The organism is Paraburkholderia strydomiana, from assembly GCF_046030495.1.
Lineage (GTDB): Bacteria > Pseudomonadota > Gammaproteobacteria > Burkholderiales > Burkholderiaceae > Paraburkholderia > Paraburkholderia strydomiana_A.
In genome coordinates, this window is the sequence record NZ_JAQQCJ010000008.1 from 117,573 (window position 1) to 135,892 (window position 18,320).

At 64.0% G+C, this 18,320-nt stretch carries 14 protein-coding genes; 10 read left to right on the forward strand and 4 right to left on the reverse strand.

The annotated features are described in order from the left end of the window. The first annotated feature begins 155 nt into the window (after positions 1–155). The 3 genes from otsA (at position 156) to PQQ53_RS13020 (ending at position 4,114) form a co-directional block, all read left to right on the forward strand. A complete protein-coding gene (otsA, locus tag PQQ53_RS13010; RefSeq protein ID WP_408142333.1) occupies positions 156–1,568 on the forward strand; it encodes an alpha,alpha-trehalose-phosphate synthase (UDP-forming) in 1,413 nt (470 codons plus the stop codon). A 67-nt stretch (positions 1,569–1,635) separates the two neighbouring features. Beyond that, positions 1,636–2,802: an AAA family ATPase gene (locus PQQ53_RS13015; protein ID WP_408324363.1), complete on the forward strand. Its 1,167-nt coding sequence runs from the start codon at positions 1,636–1,638 to the stop codon at positions 2,800–2,802. Between the two features lie 241 nt (positions 2,803–3,043). Then, the gene (locus PQQ53_RS13020) at positions 3,044–4,114 is read left to right on the forward strand and encodes a glycosyltransferase family 4 protein (protein ID WP_408142329.1); all 1,071 of its coding nucleotides are present in this window, start codon (positions 3,044–3,046) and stop codon (positions 4,112–4,114) included. 348 nt (positions 4,115–4,462) lie between these two features. Here the strand turns inward: PQQ53_RS13020 and PQQ53_RS13025 are convergent, their stop codons facing one another. The 3 genes from PQQ53_RS13025 to PQQ53_RS13035 all read right to left on the reverse strand — a co-directional run bounded on the left by PQQ53_RS13025 (position 4,463) and on the right by PQQ53_RS13035 (position 6,523). Continuing rightward, a complete protein-coding gene (locus tag PQQ53_RS13025) occupies positions 4,463–5,056 on the reverse strand; it encodes a BPSL1445 family SYLF domain-containing lipoprotein (protein ID WP_408142327.1) in 594 nt (197 codons plus the stop codon). Between the two features lie 458 nt (positions 5,057–5,514). After that, positions 5,515–5,964: a hypothetical protein gene (locus PQQ53_RS13030; RefSeq protein ID WP_408324364.1), complete on the reverse strand. Its 450-nt coding sequence runs from the start codon at positions 5,962–5,964 to the stop codon at positions 5,515–5,517. Between the two features lie 265 nt (positions 5,965–6,229). Next, complete coding sequence (locus PQQ53_RS13035) at positions 6,230–6,523, reverse strand: PsiF family protein (RefSeq protein ID WP_408142323.1); 294 nt, start codon at positions 6,521–6,523, stop codon at positions 6,230–6,232. Positions 6,524–6,960: 437 nt separating this feature from the next. Between PQQ53_RS13035 and PQQ53_RS13040 the strand changes: the two genes are divergently transcribed. After that, entirely contained in the window at positions 6,961–7,257 is a 297-nt protein-coding gene (locus tag PQQ53_RS13040; RefSeq protein ID WP_408142321.1) for a YciI-like protein, read from the forward strand. A 583-nt stretch (positions 7,258–7,840) separates the two neighbouring features. Further along, on the forward strand, positions 7,841–9,022 hold the full coding sequence (locus PQQ53_RS13045; protein ID WP_408152610.1) for a DUF6566 family protein: 1,182 nt from the start codon (positions 7,841–7,843) through the stop codon (positions 9,020–9,022). Positions 9,023–9,119: 97 nt separating this feature from the next. Here PQQ53_RS13045 and PQQ53_RS13050 read toward each other — a convergent pair whose 3' ends face one another. Next, positions 9,120–10,667, reverse strand: a complete 1,548-nt coding sequence (locus PQQ53_RS13050) for a mannose-1-phosphate guanylyltransferase/mannose-6-phosphate isomerase (protein WP_408152611.1) — start codon at positions 10,665–10,667, stop codon at positions 9,120–9,122. A 655-nt stretch (positions 10,668–11,322) separates the two neighbouring features. On the opposite strand from PQQ53_RS13050, the gene PQQ53_RS13055 reads away from it, so the two are divergent. The 5 genes from PQQ53_RS13055 to PQQ53_RS13075 all read left to right on the forward strand — a co-directional run bounded on the left by PQQ53_RS13055 (position 11,323) and on the right by PQQ53_RS13075 (position 18,320). Continuing rightward, positions 11,323–12,720, forward strand: a complete 1,398-nt coding sequence (locus tag PQQ53_RS13055) for an undecaprenyl-phosphate glucose phosphotransferase (RefSeq protein ID WP_408142315.1) — start codon at positions 11,323–11,325, stop codon at positions 12,718–12,720. 99 nt (positions 12,721–12,819) lie between these two features. Continuing rightward, the gene (locus tag PQQ53_RS13060) at positions 12,820–14,280 is read left to right on the forward strand and encodes a UDP-glucose dehydrogenase family protein (protein WP_408142313.1); all 1,461 of its coding nucleotides are present in this window, start codon (positions 12,820–12,822) and stop codon (positions 14,278–14,280) included. A 46-nt stretch (positions 14,281–14,326) separates the two neighbouring features. After that, the gene (locus PQQ53_RS13065) at positions 14,327–14,788 is read left to right on the forward strand and encodes an arsenate reductase/protein-tyrosine-phosphatase family protein (RefSeq protein WP_408324366.1); all 462 of its coding nucleotides are present in this window, start codon (positions 14,327–14,329) and stop codon (positions 14,786–14,788) included. Beyond that, the gene (locus tag PQQ53_RS13070; RefSeq protein WP_408142309.1) at positions 14,788–16,002 is read left to right on the forward strand and encodes a polysaccharide biosynthesis/export family protein; all 1,215 of its coding nucleotides are present in this window, start codon (positions 14,788–14,790) and stop codon (positions 16,000–16,002) included. Before PQQ53_RS13065 ends, PQQ53_RS13070 begins: the two co-directional genes overlap by 1 nt. A gap of 119 nt (positions 16,003–16,121) precedes the next feature. Then, positions 16,122–18,320: a polysaccharide biosynthesis tyrosine autokinase gene (locus PQQ53_RS13075; protein ID WP_408324462.1), complete on the forward strand. Its 2,199-nt coding sequence runs from the start codon at positions 16,122–16,124 to the stop codon at positions 18,318–18,320.

The window sequence follows — 18,320 nt, forward strand, 5'->3', positions numbered from 1 at the left end:
CGCTAGCGGTCGAACTGTCCACTCACTCACGAACCTGGCGCGGCAACGGTATGCGTCATCGCGCTCCGGGCAACGGCGGCGCAACTCGCAACACCGCCGCCAGCATCGCCAACGCACACCTGCCCGCGCCGTGCTAACCAAGGAGGACATGCAACATGGGCCGACTGATCGTCGTGTCGAATCGCGTCGCCACACCGACGGAAACCAAGGGATCGGCGGGCGGCCTCGCGGTCGGCGTGTTCGGTGCGCTGAAGGACGCGGGAGGCGTGTGGTTCGGCTGGAGCGGCGACGTCGTCAGCGAGACCGTCGCCAACGCCGGGCCTACGCTGGAACAGGATGGTGCCGTGACCTTCGCGACCGTCGGTCTGACGCGCAAGGACTACGACCAGTACTATCGCGGCTTTTCGAATGCGACGCTGTGGCCGGTGTTCCACTACCGCAACGACCTCGCGCGTTACGAGCGCGAGGAGTATGCGGGCTACCGGCGCGTCAACGCATGGCTTGCGCACAAGCTGATCAAACTGCTCGAACCCGACGACATCATCTGGGTTCACGACTACCATCTGATTCCGTTCGCCGAGGCGCTGCGCAACGAGGGCGTGACGAACCGCATCGGCTTCTTCCTGCACATTCCGTTTCCCGCGCCGCAAATCCTGCTCAACATCCCGCCGCACGAAGAGCTGGTGAAGTCGCTGTCGTGCTACGACTTGCTCGGTTTCCAGACCGCCACCGACGAGCAGGCGTTCCACGACTACGTGACGCGCCATGCGCGCGGCACGGTGAGCGCGGACGGACTCGTCGAAGCATTCGGGCGCAAGCTGCGCACTGGCGTCTACCGGATCGGCGTGTTCCCCGACGAAATCGCCGAGCAGGCGAAGCGCTACGAAAGCCGCCAGCATGTGCTCGATCTGAAGCAGAGCCTCGAAGGGCGCAAGCTGATCATGAGCGTCGACCGGCTCGATTATTCGAAGGGGCTGGTCGAGCGCTTCCGCGCGTTCGAGCAGTTGCTGGAGCGCTCGCCCGAATGGCGCGGCAACGTCACGCTGGTGCAGATCGCACCGCCCACCCGCTCGGACGTCGCCACCTATCAGAAGATTCGCCAGGACCTCGAATACGAAGCAGGGCGAATCAACGGCCGCTATTCGGGCCTCGACTACACGCCGATCCGTTATCTGAACCAGCAGTACGACCGCTGGAAACTGATGTCGCTGTTTCGCGAATCGCAGATCGGTTTCGTGACGCCGCTGCACGACGGCATGAACCTGGTCGCAAAAGAATACGTCGCCGCCCAGAATCCCGACGACCCCGGCGTGCTGGTGCTGTCTGTTTTCGCGGGCGCGGCGGCGGAGTTGAGTGGTGCGCTGCTGGTCAATCCGCACGATGCGATCGGCATGTGCGAAGCATTGCAGCGCGCCTTGCAGATGCCGCTCGACGCGCGTCAGCGGCGGCATGAGATCAATATGGCGGCGCTGCGCAAGAACGATCTCGGCGTGTGGCGCGACACCTTCCTGAGCGATCTGCGCAAGGTGCCGGTGCAGAAACCGGGTAAGGGCGGCGGGCACAAGTGACGGCGCATGGGGATGAGGTCATGGCGGCGGACGTGCCGCCGCTCGCGTTCGCACGACGGAGGAACGCATGCTGAGCGCCCTGGCCGTCGCGGGGTACCGGTCGTTGCGCGAGTTGATCGTGCCGCTCGGCCGCCTGAACGTGATCACCGGCGCGAACGGCAGCGGCAAGTCGAGCGTGTATCGCGCGCTGCGCTTGCTGGCGGAGACCGCGCGCGGCGGCGTGATTACATCGCTCGCGCGCGAGGGCGGTTTGCCGTCGACGCTGTGGGCCGGTCCCGAGCGTTTTTCGCGCGCGATGCTGGCGGGCGAGTCGCCAGTCGAGGGGACGCGCCGCAAGGAGCCGGTCAGTCTCCGGCTTGGCTTCGCCAGTGACGAATTCAGCTACGCGATCGACCTGGGCTTGCCGACGCCGCAGGCGTCGAGCAAATTCCAGCTCGACCCGGTCATCAAACGCGAGTGCATCTGGAGCGGACCGCTGCTGCGGCCTTCGGCGTTGCTGGTCGACCGCCACGGCGTCGCGCTGCGCACGCGTGACGGCAACGGCGACTGGCAGACCGTTCCGCAACCTGTCGCCAGTTTCGACAGCATGATGACGGAGTTCTCCGACCCGCGCAGCGCACCTGAAATGGTCACGGTGCGCGAGCAGATCCGCTCGTGGCGCTTCTACGATCATTTCCGCACCGACGCCGAAGCGCCCGCGCGGCTGCCGCAAATCGGCACGCATACGCCGGTGCTGTCCAACGACGGCACGGACCTCGCGGCGGCCTTGCAGACCATCCGCGAGATCGGCGACCCGGCCGCGCTCGACGCGGCAATCGACGACGCCTTTCCGGGCTCGCAACTGGACGTCACGACGCACGACGGCCGCTTCGAAGTGGCGATGCGCCAGCACGGCCTGCTGCGGCCGCTGAAAGGCGCGGAACTGTCGGACGGCACCTTGCGCTATCTGCTGCTGGTTGCCGCATTGCTCACGCCGCGTCCGCCCGCGCTGCTGGTGCTGAACGAACCGGAAACGAGCCTGCATCCGGACCTGCTGCCAGCGCTCGCGCGTCTGATCGCGCGCGCATCGGCGAATTCGCAGGTGCTGGTGGTATCGCATGCGGCGAGGTTGATCGCGGCGCTCGAACGCGAGGAGGCGAGCCAGTCGATCGTGCTGGAGAAACACTTCGGTGCGACGCGCCTCGCCGATGCCGACGACCTCGAACCGCCCGCCTGGAAATGGCCGGCGCGCTAGTCTTTGGGGCCGACGAGCGGGTCGGGCCGGATGTAAGCCGACTGTAACAGCGCAGAGCAAATGCAAGGTTGGGGGCTTTTCCCCGGACGCCAGGGAATAATGCTCCGATGCCGGTGGTGCACGCGCCCTCGCGTCACCCTCGCGCCGTTGCATTGATCGGAGTGAACGGCGCTGTCATACTCGGCGTCGCTGACGCGCACCGCCACGAGGCGCAAGCCGTCAGTTCATGGAGACATACAATATGAAGATTGCGCAGATCGCCCCTCTGACCGAATCGGTGCCGCCGAAGCTGTACGGCGGCACGGAGCGCGTCGTGTCGTACATCACCGAGGCGCTCGTCGAACTCGGCCATGACGTGACGCTGTTCGCAAGCGGCGACTCCGTCACCAGTGCGAAGCTCGAAGCGGTCTGGCCGCGCGCGCTGCGTCTGGACCCCGGCATTCGCGACCGCATCGCGCCGCACATGCTGCTGATGGAACTGGTGCGCCGCCAGGCCGACGAGTTCGACGTGCTGCACTTTCACCTCGACTATTACTCGTTCTCAGTGTTCAAACGGCAGGAGACGCCGTTCGTCACGACGATGCACGGCCGCCTCGATTTGCCCGAGCAGCAGCCGGTCTTCGACACCTTCAACACCGCGCCGGTAATTTCGATTTCAAACGCGCAGCGTCATCCGCTGCCGCAGGCGCGCTGGCTCACCACCGTCTATCACGGCTTGCCGGAGCAGCTCTACACGCCGCAGCCGGTCGAGCAGAAGTACCTCGCGTTTCTCGGCCGCATCTCGCCGGAAAAGCGCGTCGACACGGCGATCCGCATTGCCGGGCGTTGTGGAATGCCGATCCGCATCGCCGCGAAAGTGGACGCGGCCGACCGCGAGTACTTCGAACGTGAGATCCGGCCGCTGCTGGACTTGCCCTACGTGGAGTTCATCGGCGAGATTGCGGATAACCAGAAGGCCGAATTCCTGTCGGGCGCACATGCGCTGCTGTTCCCGATCGACTGGCCGGAGCCGTTCGGTCTCGTGATGATCGAGGCGATGGCGTGCGGCACGCCGGTGATCGCGTTCAATCGCGGCTCGGTGCCGGAAGTGATCGAAGACGGCGTGACGGGCTTTATCGTCGAGGACGAGATTGGCGCGGTGGCGGCGGTCAACCGTCTGCACAAGATGCCGCGCGCCGGCGTGCGGCAGCGCTTCGAGGAGCGCTTCACCTCGCACCGGATGGCGCAGCAGTACGTGGATGCGTATCAGTCGGTGATTCGCGCGCAGAAGCGCTCGCGCTTCAAGGTGATCGATACGTCGTCGGGAAGTTGACGCGGCGGACTCGCTCGTCCGCTGCGGCGAGCCGCGCATTCGGATATGCGCGGCGCGGTGAAAAAAGAACGGCGGTGTGCGATGCGCACCGCCGTTTTTCATTGCTGCTTCATGCTGAGCGGTTGCCTTGGGCGGCCGCCGGACTTTAGCGGCACAAGCCCTGAAGGACAGCCTGAACGCCGGGATAAGCCGCGGCCGCAAGCCCGATCGAACCCGCCGCCGCGACGCTCACGCCCGCCGCCCAGCAACCGCAGACCGCACGGGCCCGCGTCTGACCCGGCCACCGCCGCTCACGCAACCGGGCGGATCAGACGCTTACCCCGCAGACCTCCCAAGCGGATAGCACGCTCAGATCTTCAGGCGCGACACCTTGGTGCCCTGCAGCGACAGGTCGCCCATCAGGCCGGCATTGGTCAGCACGAATACCTGGACCGGGGCGGTTGCCGTGGTCGTGTCGATTGCACCGTTCGCACCGACCTTCACCAGCGCGACCGAGGCGTCGCCGCCGACCGACCAGCCATCCGCATTGCGGAATTTGTCGAGCGAGTCCTGCGTCATGAACAGGAAAATGATGGCCTTCGATTGCGCGCCCGCCTGCAGGCCGAACGACCCGGAAATCGTGCTGTAGTAGCCGACCGAGGCGCCGCCCACGCGCAACGCGCCTTCGCCGTACTGACCACCGACGATAAAGCCCGCTTGCAGAACCGACGGGAACACCAGCACGCCCCGCGCCTTCGATACCAGTTCGCGGGAACCCTTCACGGTCGTGAAGAGGCGTGAGAGCGTACCGTCGACGGCGGCGTCGATCGACTGCCGCTTGGATGAATCGGTGGATGGCGTGGGGTTGCTGCTGCTGGAAGACGTGGTCGTACAGCCAGCGAGTGCAATGCCTCCGAAAGCGAGCGCAGCGGTAGTCTTCAACATGAAGTTTCGTCTTTGCATCGTTTTTCTCCGTGTAGTTCCGGGGCGCAACATGAGGGCGAATGTCGCCGGGTTGCCTTTGAGTTATATCACAAGCGAGTGCGAACGCGCACTTGGCTGGCAGGCGAGAAGCCTTGTGTGACGGGGCTTTGCGGCTGATCGCAAGATGCCGTGCTGTAATTTTGACCTGCCTCGGTGCCGGCCCTGAAAGGGCTTGTGTGGCGTTTTGTTTGGGCTTGCCGCGAGGCCTGCGTCGTGCGCAGTCGCGCATCGGCTAAACGCGCGGTGTCAGGCGGAAAAGCGCTTTTTACCGATTTTTGAGCCGGGCTCAGGCGCTGAAAATCGACATGGAAGTGTTGCCTGGACGCCGCATTTGATTGGCGGCACGAAAGTCGGGAAGCGTGGGACAGGCGAGCCGCGGCGGGGCCTCTCCCGTGATCTTTTCGGCCTTCGCCTGAGGGCGCCTCTTGCGACGCATCTCATCCATGATTCGCCGGACTTTTGACCGGCGGCGGGCGCCGCAGTGCGCGGCGCACCATGCCGATCAGCATGCCGATCAGCAGCAGCACGACCGCCGGCACGACCCAGTAGCCGACGAACGCATGCCACAGATACCCGATCAGCGTCGTGCGGCGCACACTGTATTCGTTGCGCGCGTCCTGCTGGCGCGGCGCATTGGCGGCCAGCACGTCGGCGGGACAGCCGGCCGCCTGCGCCTCGTCGAGCTTGCCGTGGCAGCGCGCGGGCGCGCCGGCGGCGCGTTGTGCAGCGGTGAAATTCCAGGTGGTCAGCGCGCGGTCGAGGTCGACGGCGTTGTACGCCATTTCCTCGCGGATCTCGCTGACCGCGACGATCGCCACGGGCACGGCCCAGAAAACGATGACGAGCAGCCACCGCCTCAACCAGCGGTTTTTATGCTTCGATACCATCCTTGCCTCCAATCGATGCTCAGCAGCACCAACGACAAGATGGCGGCCCGTCTAATGTTGTATATGGGGGTGGGCCGTCTCCGCAGCCATCATAGAAGAAAACGGCGGGTTCAGGCGGGTGGACTGCGAAGGGCGGGGTGAGAGGCGAGGGAAGCGGGAGGCCGCGCGAGACGTCGAAGCGGAGGTCGGCGCGGCCGTATTCGAGCAATCAGCGCCTCGTCATCATGCTCGTTGCATGGCGCCGATGCGCTGCGTTCAGTCGTACTCAGTTAGCCGGCGCGGACGACAGGCAGGTCTTCATGAAGGCCTTGCGCTCGTCGCCTTTCTTGCCGGTGGCCTGCGTGTTACACACTTTCATCTTTTCCTGTTGGGTCATCGGCGCGGCGGCCGGCTTCGCGGACAGGCAGGTTTGCATGAACGCCTTGCGGTCATCGCCTTTCTTGTCGCCGGCCTGCTTGTTACAGTCAGCCATCTTGGTTTGCTGGCTGTTCCCGGCGAACACCGGCGAAACGAGAACCGCGCCGAGCACCAGCGTAGCGATAGCGGATTGGATTTTCATGTGACACTCCATCGGTGGTGAAAACGTTTTTGGTCGTTCATGCGCGTGGGCGTCAACGGCATCCAGGGCCCCCCGGCACGTCCATTATGGCAAATGCTGTCTGCCTGAACGGATAAAAGCGCATTCCGGTTGACAGGCGCCCACGCTCGTTTTCCCTGACGCGAAGGGGACCGGACATCCCGCCGCCGTTTGAAACAGGCGAATGAGGCCCGAGTGGAAATATGTTATGCAATCCAGATCAATTAATTAAGCTTATTCCATGGAATCGGCTTATCCACTATTTGAACCATTGATTGAAAGGTAGAAATGTAATCAGCATTGCTGCGAATGCAAATGAATAGTAAATCGGCATAAAATTCCTTGGTGAATCAGCTGGGCAATGTTGACGCCGGCGCCTTGCGGTTCACCCTCTCTCGCCAGCCACAGGAGGGCTCGCCATGCACTATCTGTTGATGTACGACTTCGTTTCCGACTACCTCGAACGGCGTCCCGCGTATCGCGACGAGCATCTGAAACTCGCGTGGGCGGCGTCGGCGCGCGGTGAACTCGTGCTCGCCGGCGCGCTCGCCGACCCCACGGACGGCGCCGTGCTGCTCTTCGAAGCCGATTCTCCCGCTGCCGCCGAAGCCTTTGCCAGAAAGGATCCGTACGTGCTCGCCGGACTCGTGACGCGCTGGCGCGTGCGCGAGTGGACGACGGTGGTGGGTGACGCCGCCGCGAAACCGACTCGCTAGAAGCAGCGCCCACAAGCCAGATCGAGCGCCGTATCAAGAGAAATGAGGGCGCACGCGCAGGCACCGCACGCGCCCCTTGCGTCCCCCATCATTTGCGTCATGCATACACGCCGTCAGCGCGACCGTCAGCTGGCGCGCCGGTCATTCGCACACTCCCATAACGCATTGAAATGCGCTTTAAATCACGTGTAGGATTGGTAAATCCTATTCGAGCGTGACGCGCGTCGTTGTGCTCTGCAATACGACGCTCTACTGTCAGGTTCGTCACCCCTTGTGTGACGGCAATGCAAGTAAAGACGCAGTGAAAAGGACAAGATTGTTTCTATCCGTAACACTTGTCTCAACTGTACTCACGCAAACCCTGGGATGGTATGCTTCGTGCACAAATTCTCCCATGCACGAGTGAGACCACGTTCTGTGCTTCGCAATAGGGACAAACCGCACTAAGTCAGGGCGGTATTGACCAGCCAACTGAACGTACCAAACATATTTGTGCAACCGAGGGCCGCACACGGATCGTGAAAGTTGAATCCGTGGCAGGTCCAACGCCGCGGCCAGGCCAGGCCGCGTGGAGAAAACCCAAATGTTTTTCGATGAGCTAAGCAATGACGAATGGGCGCTGCTGGCAGCGCTTGTCTCCGATGAGCCGGCCGTCCGTCTGAACCGACGCGGCCGGCCCCGCGCCGAACCACGTATCGTGGCGAATGCCGTCCTGTGGATTCTGACTACCGGCGAGCCCTGGTCGAAACTGCCGGGGCGCTATCCGTCGGGTCCCACGTGCCGTCGCCGGTTTGAAGAATGGCAACTGAACGGCACGCTGCTCGAAATGGTCCGGTTGTTGTCGCAGACCGGGCGGACTTTCGCGTACGTCCCCCAGCCGGCGCCGCCCGTCGCGGCCAAACCCGCAGCGCCGGCCGCGGAAACACCCAGCATGCGCGACGAGAGTCTGCGTGGCGTGTCCTGGAGGAGTCCCGAGTCGTGGCAGGCGCCGGGCGTGTCGAGCACGCTCGCCAACTGGCGCTCGGCTGATCCGATCGCCGACATGACGCGGCAATTGTCCGGCCTCGCGGCTGCGACACCGGTGGCGCGCACGCAGGCAAACTCCGCAACGGCCGAGATGCGCGCCGCTGTGCCTGCCGATTTCGGTGAGGCGGGTGCGGTCGGCACGGCGATGGGCCAGCTGAATTCGGCGATCGCGTCGGCACGTCACGCGCAAGCACCGGACGATCAGCGCAGCCCGTTGTCGCTGAGTCTCGCGCCACGCGGCATGCAGATCGCCGGCCCGCACGGCTATCTGATCTACGTCGTGGCGGAGCCGGTGCCGAACGAGATGTATCGCGCGTGGGCGGAAATCATGAAGGACGGCAAGCGCGTCGAGCGCTCCGGCCTCGTCGGCCCGCGTTTCGCGGATGTGCACGAGGCGGAGCAGTACGCGCTCGACTGGGCGCAGCAGTGGATCGACCGGGAACGCGCGACGCAGGCCGCGGCCGAATCCGCCGCGGGCGTGGCTCGTGCGCCGTCGGCCTATGCGCCGAGACAAACGGCACGTCCGTTGCCCGCCTTGCGCCACGTGCCGGAGCCGGTTGCGGTGAATCATGGCGCGCCGCTGCACGGTCCGCTCAATGCATTCCGTGGACCGTTGCGCCGTTATCCCGGTGACGCGCCGGTCGCAGCCCCCGTATCCGACGGCAATAGCAGCACCTCAGAGCGCGCATCGGATCGCTTTTCGTCGACGTACACAGAACTCATCTCCCACGCGGGATGAGCACGGCGAATAGCTAGTTCAGCAGCACCCCGCGGCAGTCAGGAGCAACCGCCGCAGGTTCCCGCTTCATTCGTGGTGATTCAACCGTGTTGCTTGATCACTGGCGTCCATACGTGTCGTCGAAACGCACGATGTCGTCTTCGCCGAGATACGAACCCGACTGCACCTCGATCATTTCGAGCGGCATCTTGCCCGGGTTCTCGAGGCGGTGCGTGACGCCCAGCGGAATATAGGCCGATTCGTTTTCGGAGACGATAAAGCGCTCTTCACCGCGCGTGACGAGCGCCGTGCCGCGCACGACGATCCAATGTTCGGCGCGGTGATGATGCATTTGCAGCGAAAGCCGCGCACCGGGTTTCACGACGATGCGTTTAACCTGGAAGCGCTCGCCGGTATCGACGGAATCGTAGTTGCCCCACGGGCGATGCACCTTGCGATGGTTGGACGCTTCCAGCCCGCCTTCTTCGCGAATCCGGCCGACGATCTTCTTCACGTCCTGCACGCGCGACTTGTCGGCGACGAGAATCGCGTCGGCCGTTTCGACCACCACGAGGTCCTGTGTGCCGACGCAGGCAATCAGTCGTCCTTCGGAATGCGCGAAAGTCGACGACGCGCCTTCGAACATCACGCGGCCGCGGCTCACGTTGCGCTCGGCGTCTTTCTCCGAGATGTCCCAGATCGCGTCCCATGAGCCCACGTCCGACCAGCCCGCCTGCAGCGGCACGACCACACCGGTGGCGATGCTCTGATCGGCGCCGAGCTGTTCCATCACCGCGTAGTCGATCGAATTCGACGGCGAGGCGCTGAACGCGTCGCGCTGCAGACGGAAAAAGTCACCGTCCGCTTTGCCGCCCGCGAACGCTGCTGAGCACGCCTCGTAAATGGCCGGCTGGAAATGGCGAATCGCCTTCAGCCAGGTGGACGCCCGCATGATGAAGATGCCGCTGTTCCACCAATACTCGCGCGATTCGACGTAGCGCTGCGCGAGTTCCAGATGCGGCTTCTCGACGAAGCGGTCGAGCTGATGCGCAGCGATCTTGCCGGATGCTTCGTTATCCGTAGCATTCGTCTGTGCGGCGAGCGCCGCACCGATGCGAATGTAGCCATAGCCGGTTTCCGCGCGCGTCGGCACGATGCCCATCGTCACGATGTGCCCGGCCGCCGCATGCTGCACACCGGCGGCCACCGCCGCATGGAAGCCGGCGCTGTCGGAGACGGCGTGGTCGGCAGGCATCACGACCATGATGCCGTCGCTGTCCTGCGCGGCGATCGACAACGCGGCCACCGTCAGCGCGGGCGCCGTATCGCGGCCTGCGGGTTCGAGAATCAGCCGGGTCGGCTTGCCGCTCGTGCGTAGTTGCTCGGCGGTGGTGAAGCGCTGCTCCTCATTGGCCACCACGACCAGTTGCTCGGTGAGCGGGTAGCCGGATTCGAGCCCGTCGAGACGACGGGTGGTGGATTGCAGCAGCGAGTCTTCGCCGAGCAAACCGATCAGCTGTTTCGGATGCTGTTCGCGCGACATCGGCCACAACCGCGTGCCGGAGCCGCCCGCGAGAATCACGGGGTGAACCTTGAGTTTGACGTTCAGGGGCATAGCTTGCGTGGACCGGGTGTCGGCGGGTGTCGCCGTGACCGGAGCTGTCATGATGGACTCCTCGAGGCTGGGTGAATGCGACGAGTTTTATCATGAAGTCTGGAATCAATAAAAGCGCGTTAAATGAAAACTATATAAATGCGCGCAATAAAAATATCCATTTCATGTAGAAAAAATGTCCGGTCGATTTATAAAAAAGAAAAATTACCCGAAAAAAATCGGCGGCCATTTTTTTACCGCACATTCTGCGTCAGAATGACGTCACGAAGTCAGGCGTAAGCTTCGTAGGGAATTGCGGGGCGCGGGCGAATTTACCTTACAGATCGGCCTTAAGAGCGCTCCAAAAGCGGCAGGAAGCCCTTCATCCGGTAACAATTGCCGAACAAAACTCAGAAAAAATATCGAAACTTTGACCGATACAATTTGAGATATTTTGCGGTCTTGCAGTGCGAATTTTAATATCGCTTTATCTATACCTGTACAAGGGTATTCACTCATTCCGACATCAATTTCCCGATCCGGCCATTCAGGCAATTTCAGGCTCGGGAAAAGGGAAGGGCAATCGCACCGGTTCAATCAGTTTCGCGTCGCGCAGGCTTATTGCGGGACGCGCTCGACGGCGTGGTGTGCCCGATTGGCGGACGGGGTGGCGACGGATTCAACCAACCAACGGATGGCACTTGACTGACGAACTGAGGGGCAGCGCATGCTGAGCGTTCTATCGAGAATCATCGACATCGCCATGGTCGCGCTCGGCGCCGCCATCGCGGCGGCCGTGCACAGCGGGAAGTTCGTGTGGCTGGACGATATGCAAAGCGTGTCGCTCGCGTTCGGCTGCCTGCTGGTGGTGGTGTTTTTCCCGGCGCTCGGCATCTATCAATCGTGGCGCGGCAAGCCGCTCTACGACCTGCTGTCGCGCGTGGCGGGCGGCTGGGTGATGGTGGAGATCACGGGCGTGCTGATCAGCTTCAGCCTGCACCGCTCGGACAGCCTGTCGCGGCTGTGGCTCGTGTACTGGGCAATTGCCACCATCGTGCTGCTGATCGTTACCAAGGTGATCGTCTATTCGATCCTGCGCGGGCTGCGCCGCGAAGGCTTCAATCAGCGCGCGGTGGCGATCGTCGGCGGGGCGCCGTATGGTCGCTTCCTGATCGAGCAGATGCGCAGCCGCCCGGAAGCGGGCTTCAGCCCGGTCGTGATGTTCGACGAGGACGGCACCATCAATCACTACGAAGACCCGGACGCGGGCGACGTGATCGAAGGCGTGCCGGTCGAGCGCGACTATCAGCGGATGATCCAGCTGGTGCGCCAGCGTGCGATTCGCGAGTTGTGGCTGGCGCTGCCGATCTCGAAGGAAAAGGCGATCCATCGCTTCGTGATGGACCTGCGCAACGACTTCGTGAACATCCGCTTCATTCCGGACGTGCGCAGTCTCACGCTGTTCAATCAGCCGATGGTCGAGCTGCTCGGCGTGCCGGCGATCAACCTGGCCGCCTCGCCGATCACCGATCTGCGCGTGCTGCCCAAGCGCGTGTTCGACCGCCTGTTCGCACTCGCCGCGTTGACCGCGCTGTCGCCGCTGATGCTGGTGATCGCGGCCATGGTGAAGCTGAGTTCGCCCGGCCCGGTGTTCTTCCGCCAGAAGCGCAAGGGCATCGACGGCAATCAGTTCGAGATCTACAAATTCCGCTCGATGAAGCAGCACAAGGAAGAGGCCGGCAAGATCACCCAGGCCACGCGCCGCGACCCGCGGATCACCGCGGTCGGCGCGTTCCTGCGGCGCACCAGCCTCGACGAACTGCCGCAGTTCATCAACGTGCTGCGCGGCGAGATGTCGGTGGTCGGCCCGCGCCCGCATGCGCTCGAACACGACGACATCTACAAGGATCTGGTGAAGGGCTACATGCACCGCTACCGGATCAAGCCCGGCATCACCGGATGGGCGCAGATCAACGGCTATCGCGGCGAAACCGACCGCATCGAAAAGATGATGGGCCGCGTCAAGCTCGATCTGTACTACATGCAGCACTGGACCTTCTGGCTCGACATCAAGATCGTCGTGCTGACGCTGTGGAAGGGCTTCGTGGGCAACAACGCTTATTGAATCCCGCGATCGAGCCCCGGTCATGCAACGCGACGCGCCACATGAGCGCACGCCTGAATCAACTCCACCGAATCAATTCCTTTTCTCGAGGTGCAACACATGAACCTGACGATCATCGGTAGTGGCTACGTAGGCCTCGTGACGGGCGCTTGTCTGGCCGACATCGGCCACGACGTGTTCTGTCTCGACGTCGATCAGCGCAAGATCGACGTGCTCAACAACGGCGGCGTGCCGATCCATGAACCGGGTCTGCAGGACATCATCGCGCGCAATCGCAAGGCCGGGCGCCTGAAGTTCTCGACCGACGTCGAGGCGGCGGTCGCGCACGGCGACATCCAGTTCATCGCGGTCGGCACGCCCTCCGACGAGGACGGTTCCGCCGACCTGCAATACGTGCTCGCCGCCGCGCGCAATATCGGCCGGCATATGACGGGCTTCAAGGTGATCGTCGACAAATCGACGGTGCCGGTCGGCACGGCCTCGCGTGTACGTGACGTGGTCGCGGCCGAACTGGCCGCGCGCAACGCCGCGCACATGTTCTCGGTGGTGTCGAATCCGGAGTTCCTGAAAGAGGGCGCGGCGGTCGAAGACTTCACGCGACCCGATCGCATCGTGCTCGGCTGCGACGAGGACGTGCCCGGCGAAAAAGCGCGCGAACTGATGAAGCGTCTCTACGCGCCGTTCAACCGCAACCGCGAACGCACGCTGTACATGGACGTGCGCTCGGCCGAATTCACCAAGTACGCGGCCAACGCGATGCTCGCCACGCGCATCTCGTACATGAACGAACTGGCCAATCTGGCCGACCGTGTCGGCGCGGATATCGAAGCGGTGCGCCGTGGCATCGGCTCCGATCCGCGCATCGGCTACGACTTCCTGTATGCCGGTTGCGGCTACGGCGGCTCGTGCTTCCCGAAGGACGTGCAGGCGCTGATCCGCACGGCCGCGGACCACAAAGCGAACCTGCGCATTCTCGAAGCGGTGGAAGCGGTCAACGACACGCAAAAGCGCATCCTCGCGCAGAAGATCGTCGCACGTCTGGGCGAAGACCTGTCGGACCGCACGTTCGGCGTGTGGGGCCTCGCGTTCAAGCCGAACACCGACGACATGCGTGAAGCGCCGAGCCGTCCGCTGATCGCCGAACTGCTGCGCCGCGGCGCGCGCGTGAAGGCCTACGACCCGGTCGCGATCGACGAATCGAAGCGCGTGTTCGCGCTCGATCTGAAGGACGTGCCGCAGCAGCACGCGCGCCTCACGTTCGTGAAGGAAGAAATGGAAGCGGCCGAGGGCGTCGACGCGCTGGTGATCCTCACCGAATGGAAGGTGTTCAAGAGCCCGGACTTCGACGCGCTCAAGGAGATGCTGAAGATGCCGCTGATTTTCGACGGCCGCAATCTCTACGAGCCGGATGCGCTGCTCGAACTCGGCATCGAGTATCACGCGATCGGCCGTCAGCACGCGCTGCGCAATGCGCCGGCGCGGGTCGGCGCGAACGGCCTGCCCGTCGCGCACGCGGATGTCGATACACGCGCGGTGAACGCCGCCGCCGCGAGCCTCTAGGCCGCCGGGCCACCCGCTCACCACGCGCCTCGTCAAGGAGCCTGCCATGTTCGCCAACGTTCTGATCGTTTGCCACGCCAACGTCTGCCGTTCGCCCGCCGCCGAAATGCTGTTCAAGGCGAGGCAGCGGGCGGCGTCGGAAGCAGGGCGCTCCGCCGCGCCGATCGCGTTTCATTCGGCGGGCCTGCGCGCGATGAACGGCCACGCGATGGACCCGGTCATGCAACGCCTGCTCGCCGAGCAGGGCGTTGCCTCCGGCATCCATTACTCGCGCCGGCTGGACCGCAAGCTCGTGCGAGCCGCGGATCTGGTGCTGGTCACCGAGCGCGCGCAGGTGAGCGACGTCGAAGCGCTCGATCCGGCCTCGCGCGGCAAGGTCTTTCCGCTCGGCAAATGGGAAGACGATTCCGACGTCGCCGATCCGCACGGCGGCGAGGAAACCGCTTACAGGGAGAGTCTCGTGCTCATCGAACATCTGGTCATGGGATGGCTGAAAAAAATATGCTGATGCAAAAACTCACTGCAAACTCATTCGCGAACGTCAAGGCCGGCTTCAGTACGAAGTTCGCCGCGACACTTTTGCTGACGTCTTTTCTGTCGGCCTGCGCCACCGCACCGGGCAATTATCTCGACACGTCGCGCCTGAAAGAGGACGACCAGAACCGGCCCACCGAAACCTATCCGGTCCATCTGATCGACGGCAACCTGATCGCCGCGCAGGCGCAGGCGGCCGCTTCGAAAACCCAGGTGCTGCCGACCTCGGCTCTGAGCGACCCGTCGCAGTACGTGTACCGTCTCTCGCCGCAGGACATTCTCGGCATCACCGTGTGGGATCACCCTGAATTGACCACGCCGCAGGGCAGCACGCTGTCCTCGGGCGGCAACACCACGCAGTCGATCGGCGGTGCGTTGCAGCAGCCGTATACGGCCGCGCTGCCGGGCCAGGCCGACCCGTACGGCCAGACCATCGCCGCCGACGGCACGATCTTTTTCCCGTTCGTCGGCCGCATCAAGGCCGCGGGCAAAACCACCGGCGAGTTGCGCGAGCAGCTCGCGAGCGGCCTCGTGCGCTATATCCGCAATCCGCAGGTCGACGTGCGCGTGCTGTCGTATCGCGGCCAGAAAGTCCAGGTGACCGGCGAAGTGAAGACGCCGGGACCGCTCGCCATCAGCGACGTGCCGCTCTCGCTGGTCGACGCGATCACGCGCTCGGGCGGCACGAACTCGGACGCCGATATCCAGCGCGTGCGCCTCACGCGCAACAACAAGCTCTACACGCTCGACGCCGACCGCATGCTCGATCGCGGCGACACCACGCAGAACGTGATGCTGCAAAACGGCGACGTGATCAACGTACCGGACCGCACCGACAGCCGCATCTTCGTGCTGGGTGAAGTGAAGACGCCGATCCAGGTGCCGATCGTGCGCGGCCGCATGACGATCGCCGATGCGCTGACGCAAGGCGGCGGCATCCTGAACACCGACGCCAATCCGCGCCAGATTTTCGTGATGCGCGGCATGAAGGACCATCCGACCACGCCGGAGGTGTTCCGCCTCGACATGACGCAGCCGGACTCGATCATGCTGTCCTCGCAGTTCCAGTTGCAGCCGCTCGATGTCGTGTATGTGGGCACCGCCGCTTCGACCACCTTCAACCGTGTGTTGCAGCAGGTCCTGCCGAGCGTGCAGACGCTGTTCTATCTGAAGCAGTTGACGCGCTGAACCTCCGAGCCGTAGACAGGCCCGCGCCGCTCTCTTCATGGGCGCGGCGCGGGACCGAAGCAAAAACGCCGAAGCAACCGATACGGGATCGAATTGTGAGCAATCAAATCTCTCCACACATGGCCGGTCCGATCAAGACCGAAGAAGAGGACATCGTCCTCGGGCAACTGGTGCAGGTGATCATCGACGACATCTGGTGGCTGCTTGCAATCGCCGGCGTGATCATCGCGATGGCCGTCGCGTACTGCTACCTCGCGAAGCCGATCTATTCGGCCGATGCGCACGTGCGCGTCGAGCAGTCCGACAACACGTCGCAGGCGCTCACGCAGACGCAGACGGGCGCCGCGATCACGAGCGGCTCGACCTCGCTGCCGACCGACGCCGAAATCGAAATCATCAAGAGCCGCGGCGTGGTCGGTCCGGTGGTGCAGCAGTTGAAGCTGAACTTCAGCGTCACGCCGAAGACGGTGCCGCTGCTCGGCAGCATCGCCGCGCGCCTCGCTACGCCCGGCCAGCCGGCGCGGCCGTGGCTGGGGCTGACGTCGTACGCATGGGGCGGCGAATCCGTCGACCTCGATTCGATCGACGTGACGCCCGCGCTCGAAGGCCAGAAGTTGAATCTGCGCGTGATCGACGAGCAGTACTACGAGTTGTTCGCACCCAACGGCGCGCTGCTGCTGCGCGGTCAGGTCGGGCAACAGGCGCAAGGCGGCGGCGTGACGATGCTCGTGAACAGTCTGGTCGCGCGTCCGGGCCAGGAATTCACGGTGATGCGCGCCAACGACCTCGACGCGATCACCGCGTTCCAGTCGGCCATCACCGTGCAGGAGCAGGGCAAGCAGACCGGCGTGATCCAGATCTCGCTGGAAGACAAGAGCCCCGAACACGCGGCGCTGGTCGCCAACGCGCTTGCGCAGTCATACGTGCGCCAGCACGTCTCGAACAAGCAGGAAGACGCGATCCGCATGCTCGACTTCCTGAAGAGCGAGGAGCCGCGCCTGAAGTCCGATCTGGAGCGCGCCGAAGCGGCATTGACCGCGTATCAGCGCCAGTCCGGCTCGATCAACGCGAGCGACGAGGCCAAGGTGTACCTCGAAGGCAGCGTGCAGTACGAACAGCAGATCGCCGGCCTGCGTCTGCAGATGGCACAGCTGACCGAGCGTTACGGCGACGACCATCCGCTGCTCAAGGCCGCGCGTGAGCAGATGGCCGAGCTGCAGGCGCAGCGCGCCAAATACGCGGACCGTTTCCGCGATCTGCCGGCCACCGAAGTGAAGGCGGTGCAGTTGCAGCGCGACGCGAAGGTCGCCGAAGACATCTACGTGCTGCTGCTCAACCGCGTGCAGGAGTTGTCGGTGCAGAAGGCGGGCACGGGCGGCAACGTGCATATCGTCGACGCGGCGCTGCGTCCGGGCGCACCGGTCAAGCCGAAGAAGATGCTGATCCTGTCGGCGGCGGTGATTCTCGGGCTGATCGCGGGCACCGGTTTCGTGTTCCTGCGCCGCAATATGTTCAAGGGCATCGACGACCCGGATCACATCGAGCGTGCGTTCCATCTGCCGGTGTTCGGGCTCGTGCCGCAAAGCGCCGAGCAGGCGCAACTCGAAAGCGCGTTCCAGCGCGGCGGCGAGCGTCTGCGCTCGGTGCTGGCGAACGCGCGTCCGAAGGACGTGACGATCGAAAGCCTGCGCAGCCTGCGCACCTCGATGCAGTTCACGATGATGGACGCGCGCAACAGCATCGTCATGCTGACCGGTCCGATGGCCGGGGTCGGCAAGAGCTTCCTGACGGTCAACCTCGCAGTGCTGCTCGCGCACTCGGGCAAGCGTGTGCTGCTGATCGACGGCGACATGCGGCGCGGCGTGCTCGAACGCTGCCTGGGCGGCCCGCAGGATAACGGCCTGTCCGAATTGCTGAGCGGCCAGATCTCACTCGAAGAAGCGATCCGCAGTTCGAACGTGGAGAACCTGAGCTTCATCGCGTGCGGCCGCCGTCCGCCGAATCCGTCGGAGCTGCTGATGTCGCCGCGTCTGCCGCAATACCTCGACGGGCTCGCCAAGCGCTACGACGTGATCCTGATCGACACACCGCCGGTGCTGGCCGTGACCGATGCGTCGATCATCGGCGCGTATGCCGGCTCGACCTTCTTCGTGATGCGCTCGGGCGTGCACAGCGAAGGCGAGATCGCCGATGCGCTGAAGCGCCTGCGCGCCGCCGGCGTGCACGTGCAGGGCGGCATTTTCAACGGCATGCCGGCGCGCTCGCGCGGCGGCTACGACCGCAGCTACGCGGCGGTTCAGGAATATCTGAGCACCTGA

Coding starts and splice junctions, on each gene's coding strand:
- PQQ53_RS13030 (WP_408324364.1), bottom strand. CDS start 5,964: ATGGTATCGAAGCATAAAAACCGCTGGTTGAGGCGGTGGCTGCTCGTC.
- PQQ53_RS13050 (WP_408152611.1), bottom strand. CDS start 10,667: ATGACAGCTCCGGTCACGGCGACACCCGCCGACACCCGGTCCACGCAA.
- PQQ53_RS13070 (WP_408142309.1), top strand. CDS start 14,788: ATGCAAAAACTCACTGCAAACTCATTCGCGAACGTCAAGGCCGGCTTC.
- PQQ53_RS13065 (WP_408324366.1), top strand. CDS start 14,327: ATGTTCGCCAACGTTCTGATCGTTTGCCACGCCAACGTCTGCCGTTCG.
- PQQ53_RS13075 (WP_408324462.1), top strand. CDS start 16,122: ATGGCCGGTCCGATCAAGACCGAAGAAGAGGACATCGTCCTCGGGCAA.
- PQQ53_RS13060 (WP_408142313.1), top strand. CDS start 12,820: ATGAACCTGACGATCATCGGTAGTGGCTACGTAGGCCTCGTGACGGGC.
- PQQ53_RS13055 (WP_408142315.1), top strand. CDS start 11,323: ATGCTGAGCGTTCTATCGAGAATCATCGACATCGCCATGGTCGCGCTC.
- PQQ53_RS13025 (WP_408142327.1), bottom strand. CDS start 5,056: ATGCAAAGACGAAACTTCATGTTGAAGACTACCGCTGCGCTCGCTTTC.
- PQQ53_RS13045 (WP_408152610.1), top strand. CDS start 7,841: ATGTTTTTCGATGAGCTAAGCAATGACGAATGGGCGCTGCTGGCAGCG.
- otsA (WP_408142333.1), top strand. CDS start 156: ATGGGCCGACTGATCGTCGTGTCGAATCGCGTCGCCACACCGACGGAA.
- PQQ53_RS13020 (WP_408142329.1), top strand. CDS start 3,044: ATGAAGATTGCGCAGATCGCCCCTCTGACCGAATCGGTGCCGCCGAAG.
- PQQ53_RS13015 (WP_408324363.1), top strand. CDS start 1,636: ATGCTGAGCGCCCTGGCCGTCGCGGGGTACCGGTCGTTGCGCGAGTTG.
- PQQ53_RS13040 (WP_408142321.1), top strand. CDS start 6,961: ATGCACTATCTGTTGATGTACGACTTCGTTTCCGACTACCTCGAACGG.
- PQQ53_RS13035 (WP_408142323.1), bottom strand. CDS start 6,523: ATGAAAATCCAATCCGCTATCGCTACGCTGGTGCTCGGCGCGGTTCTC.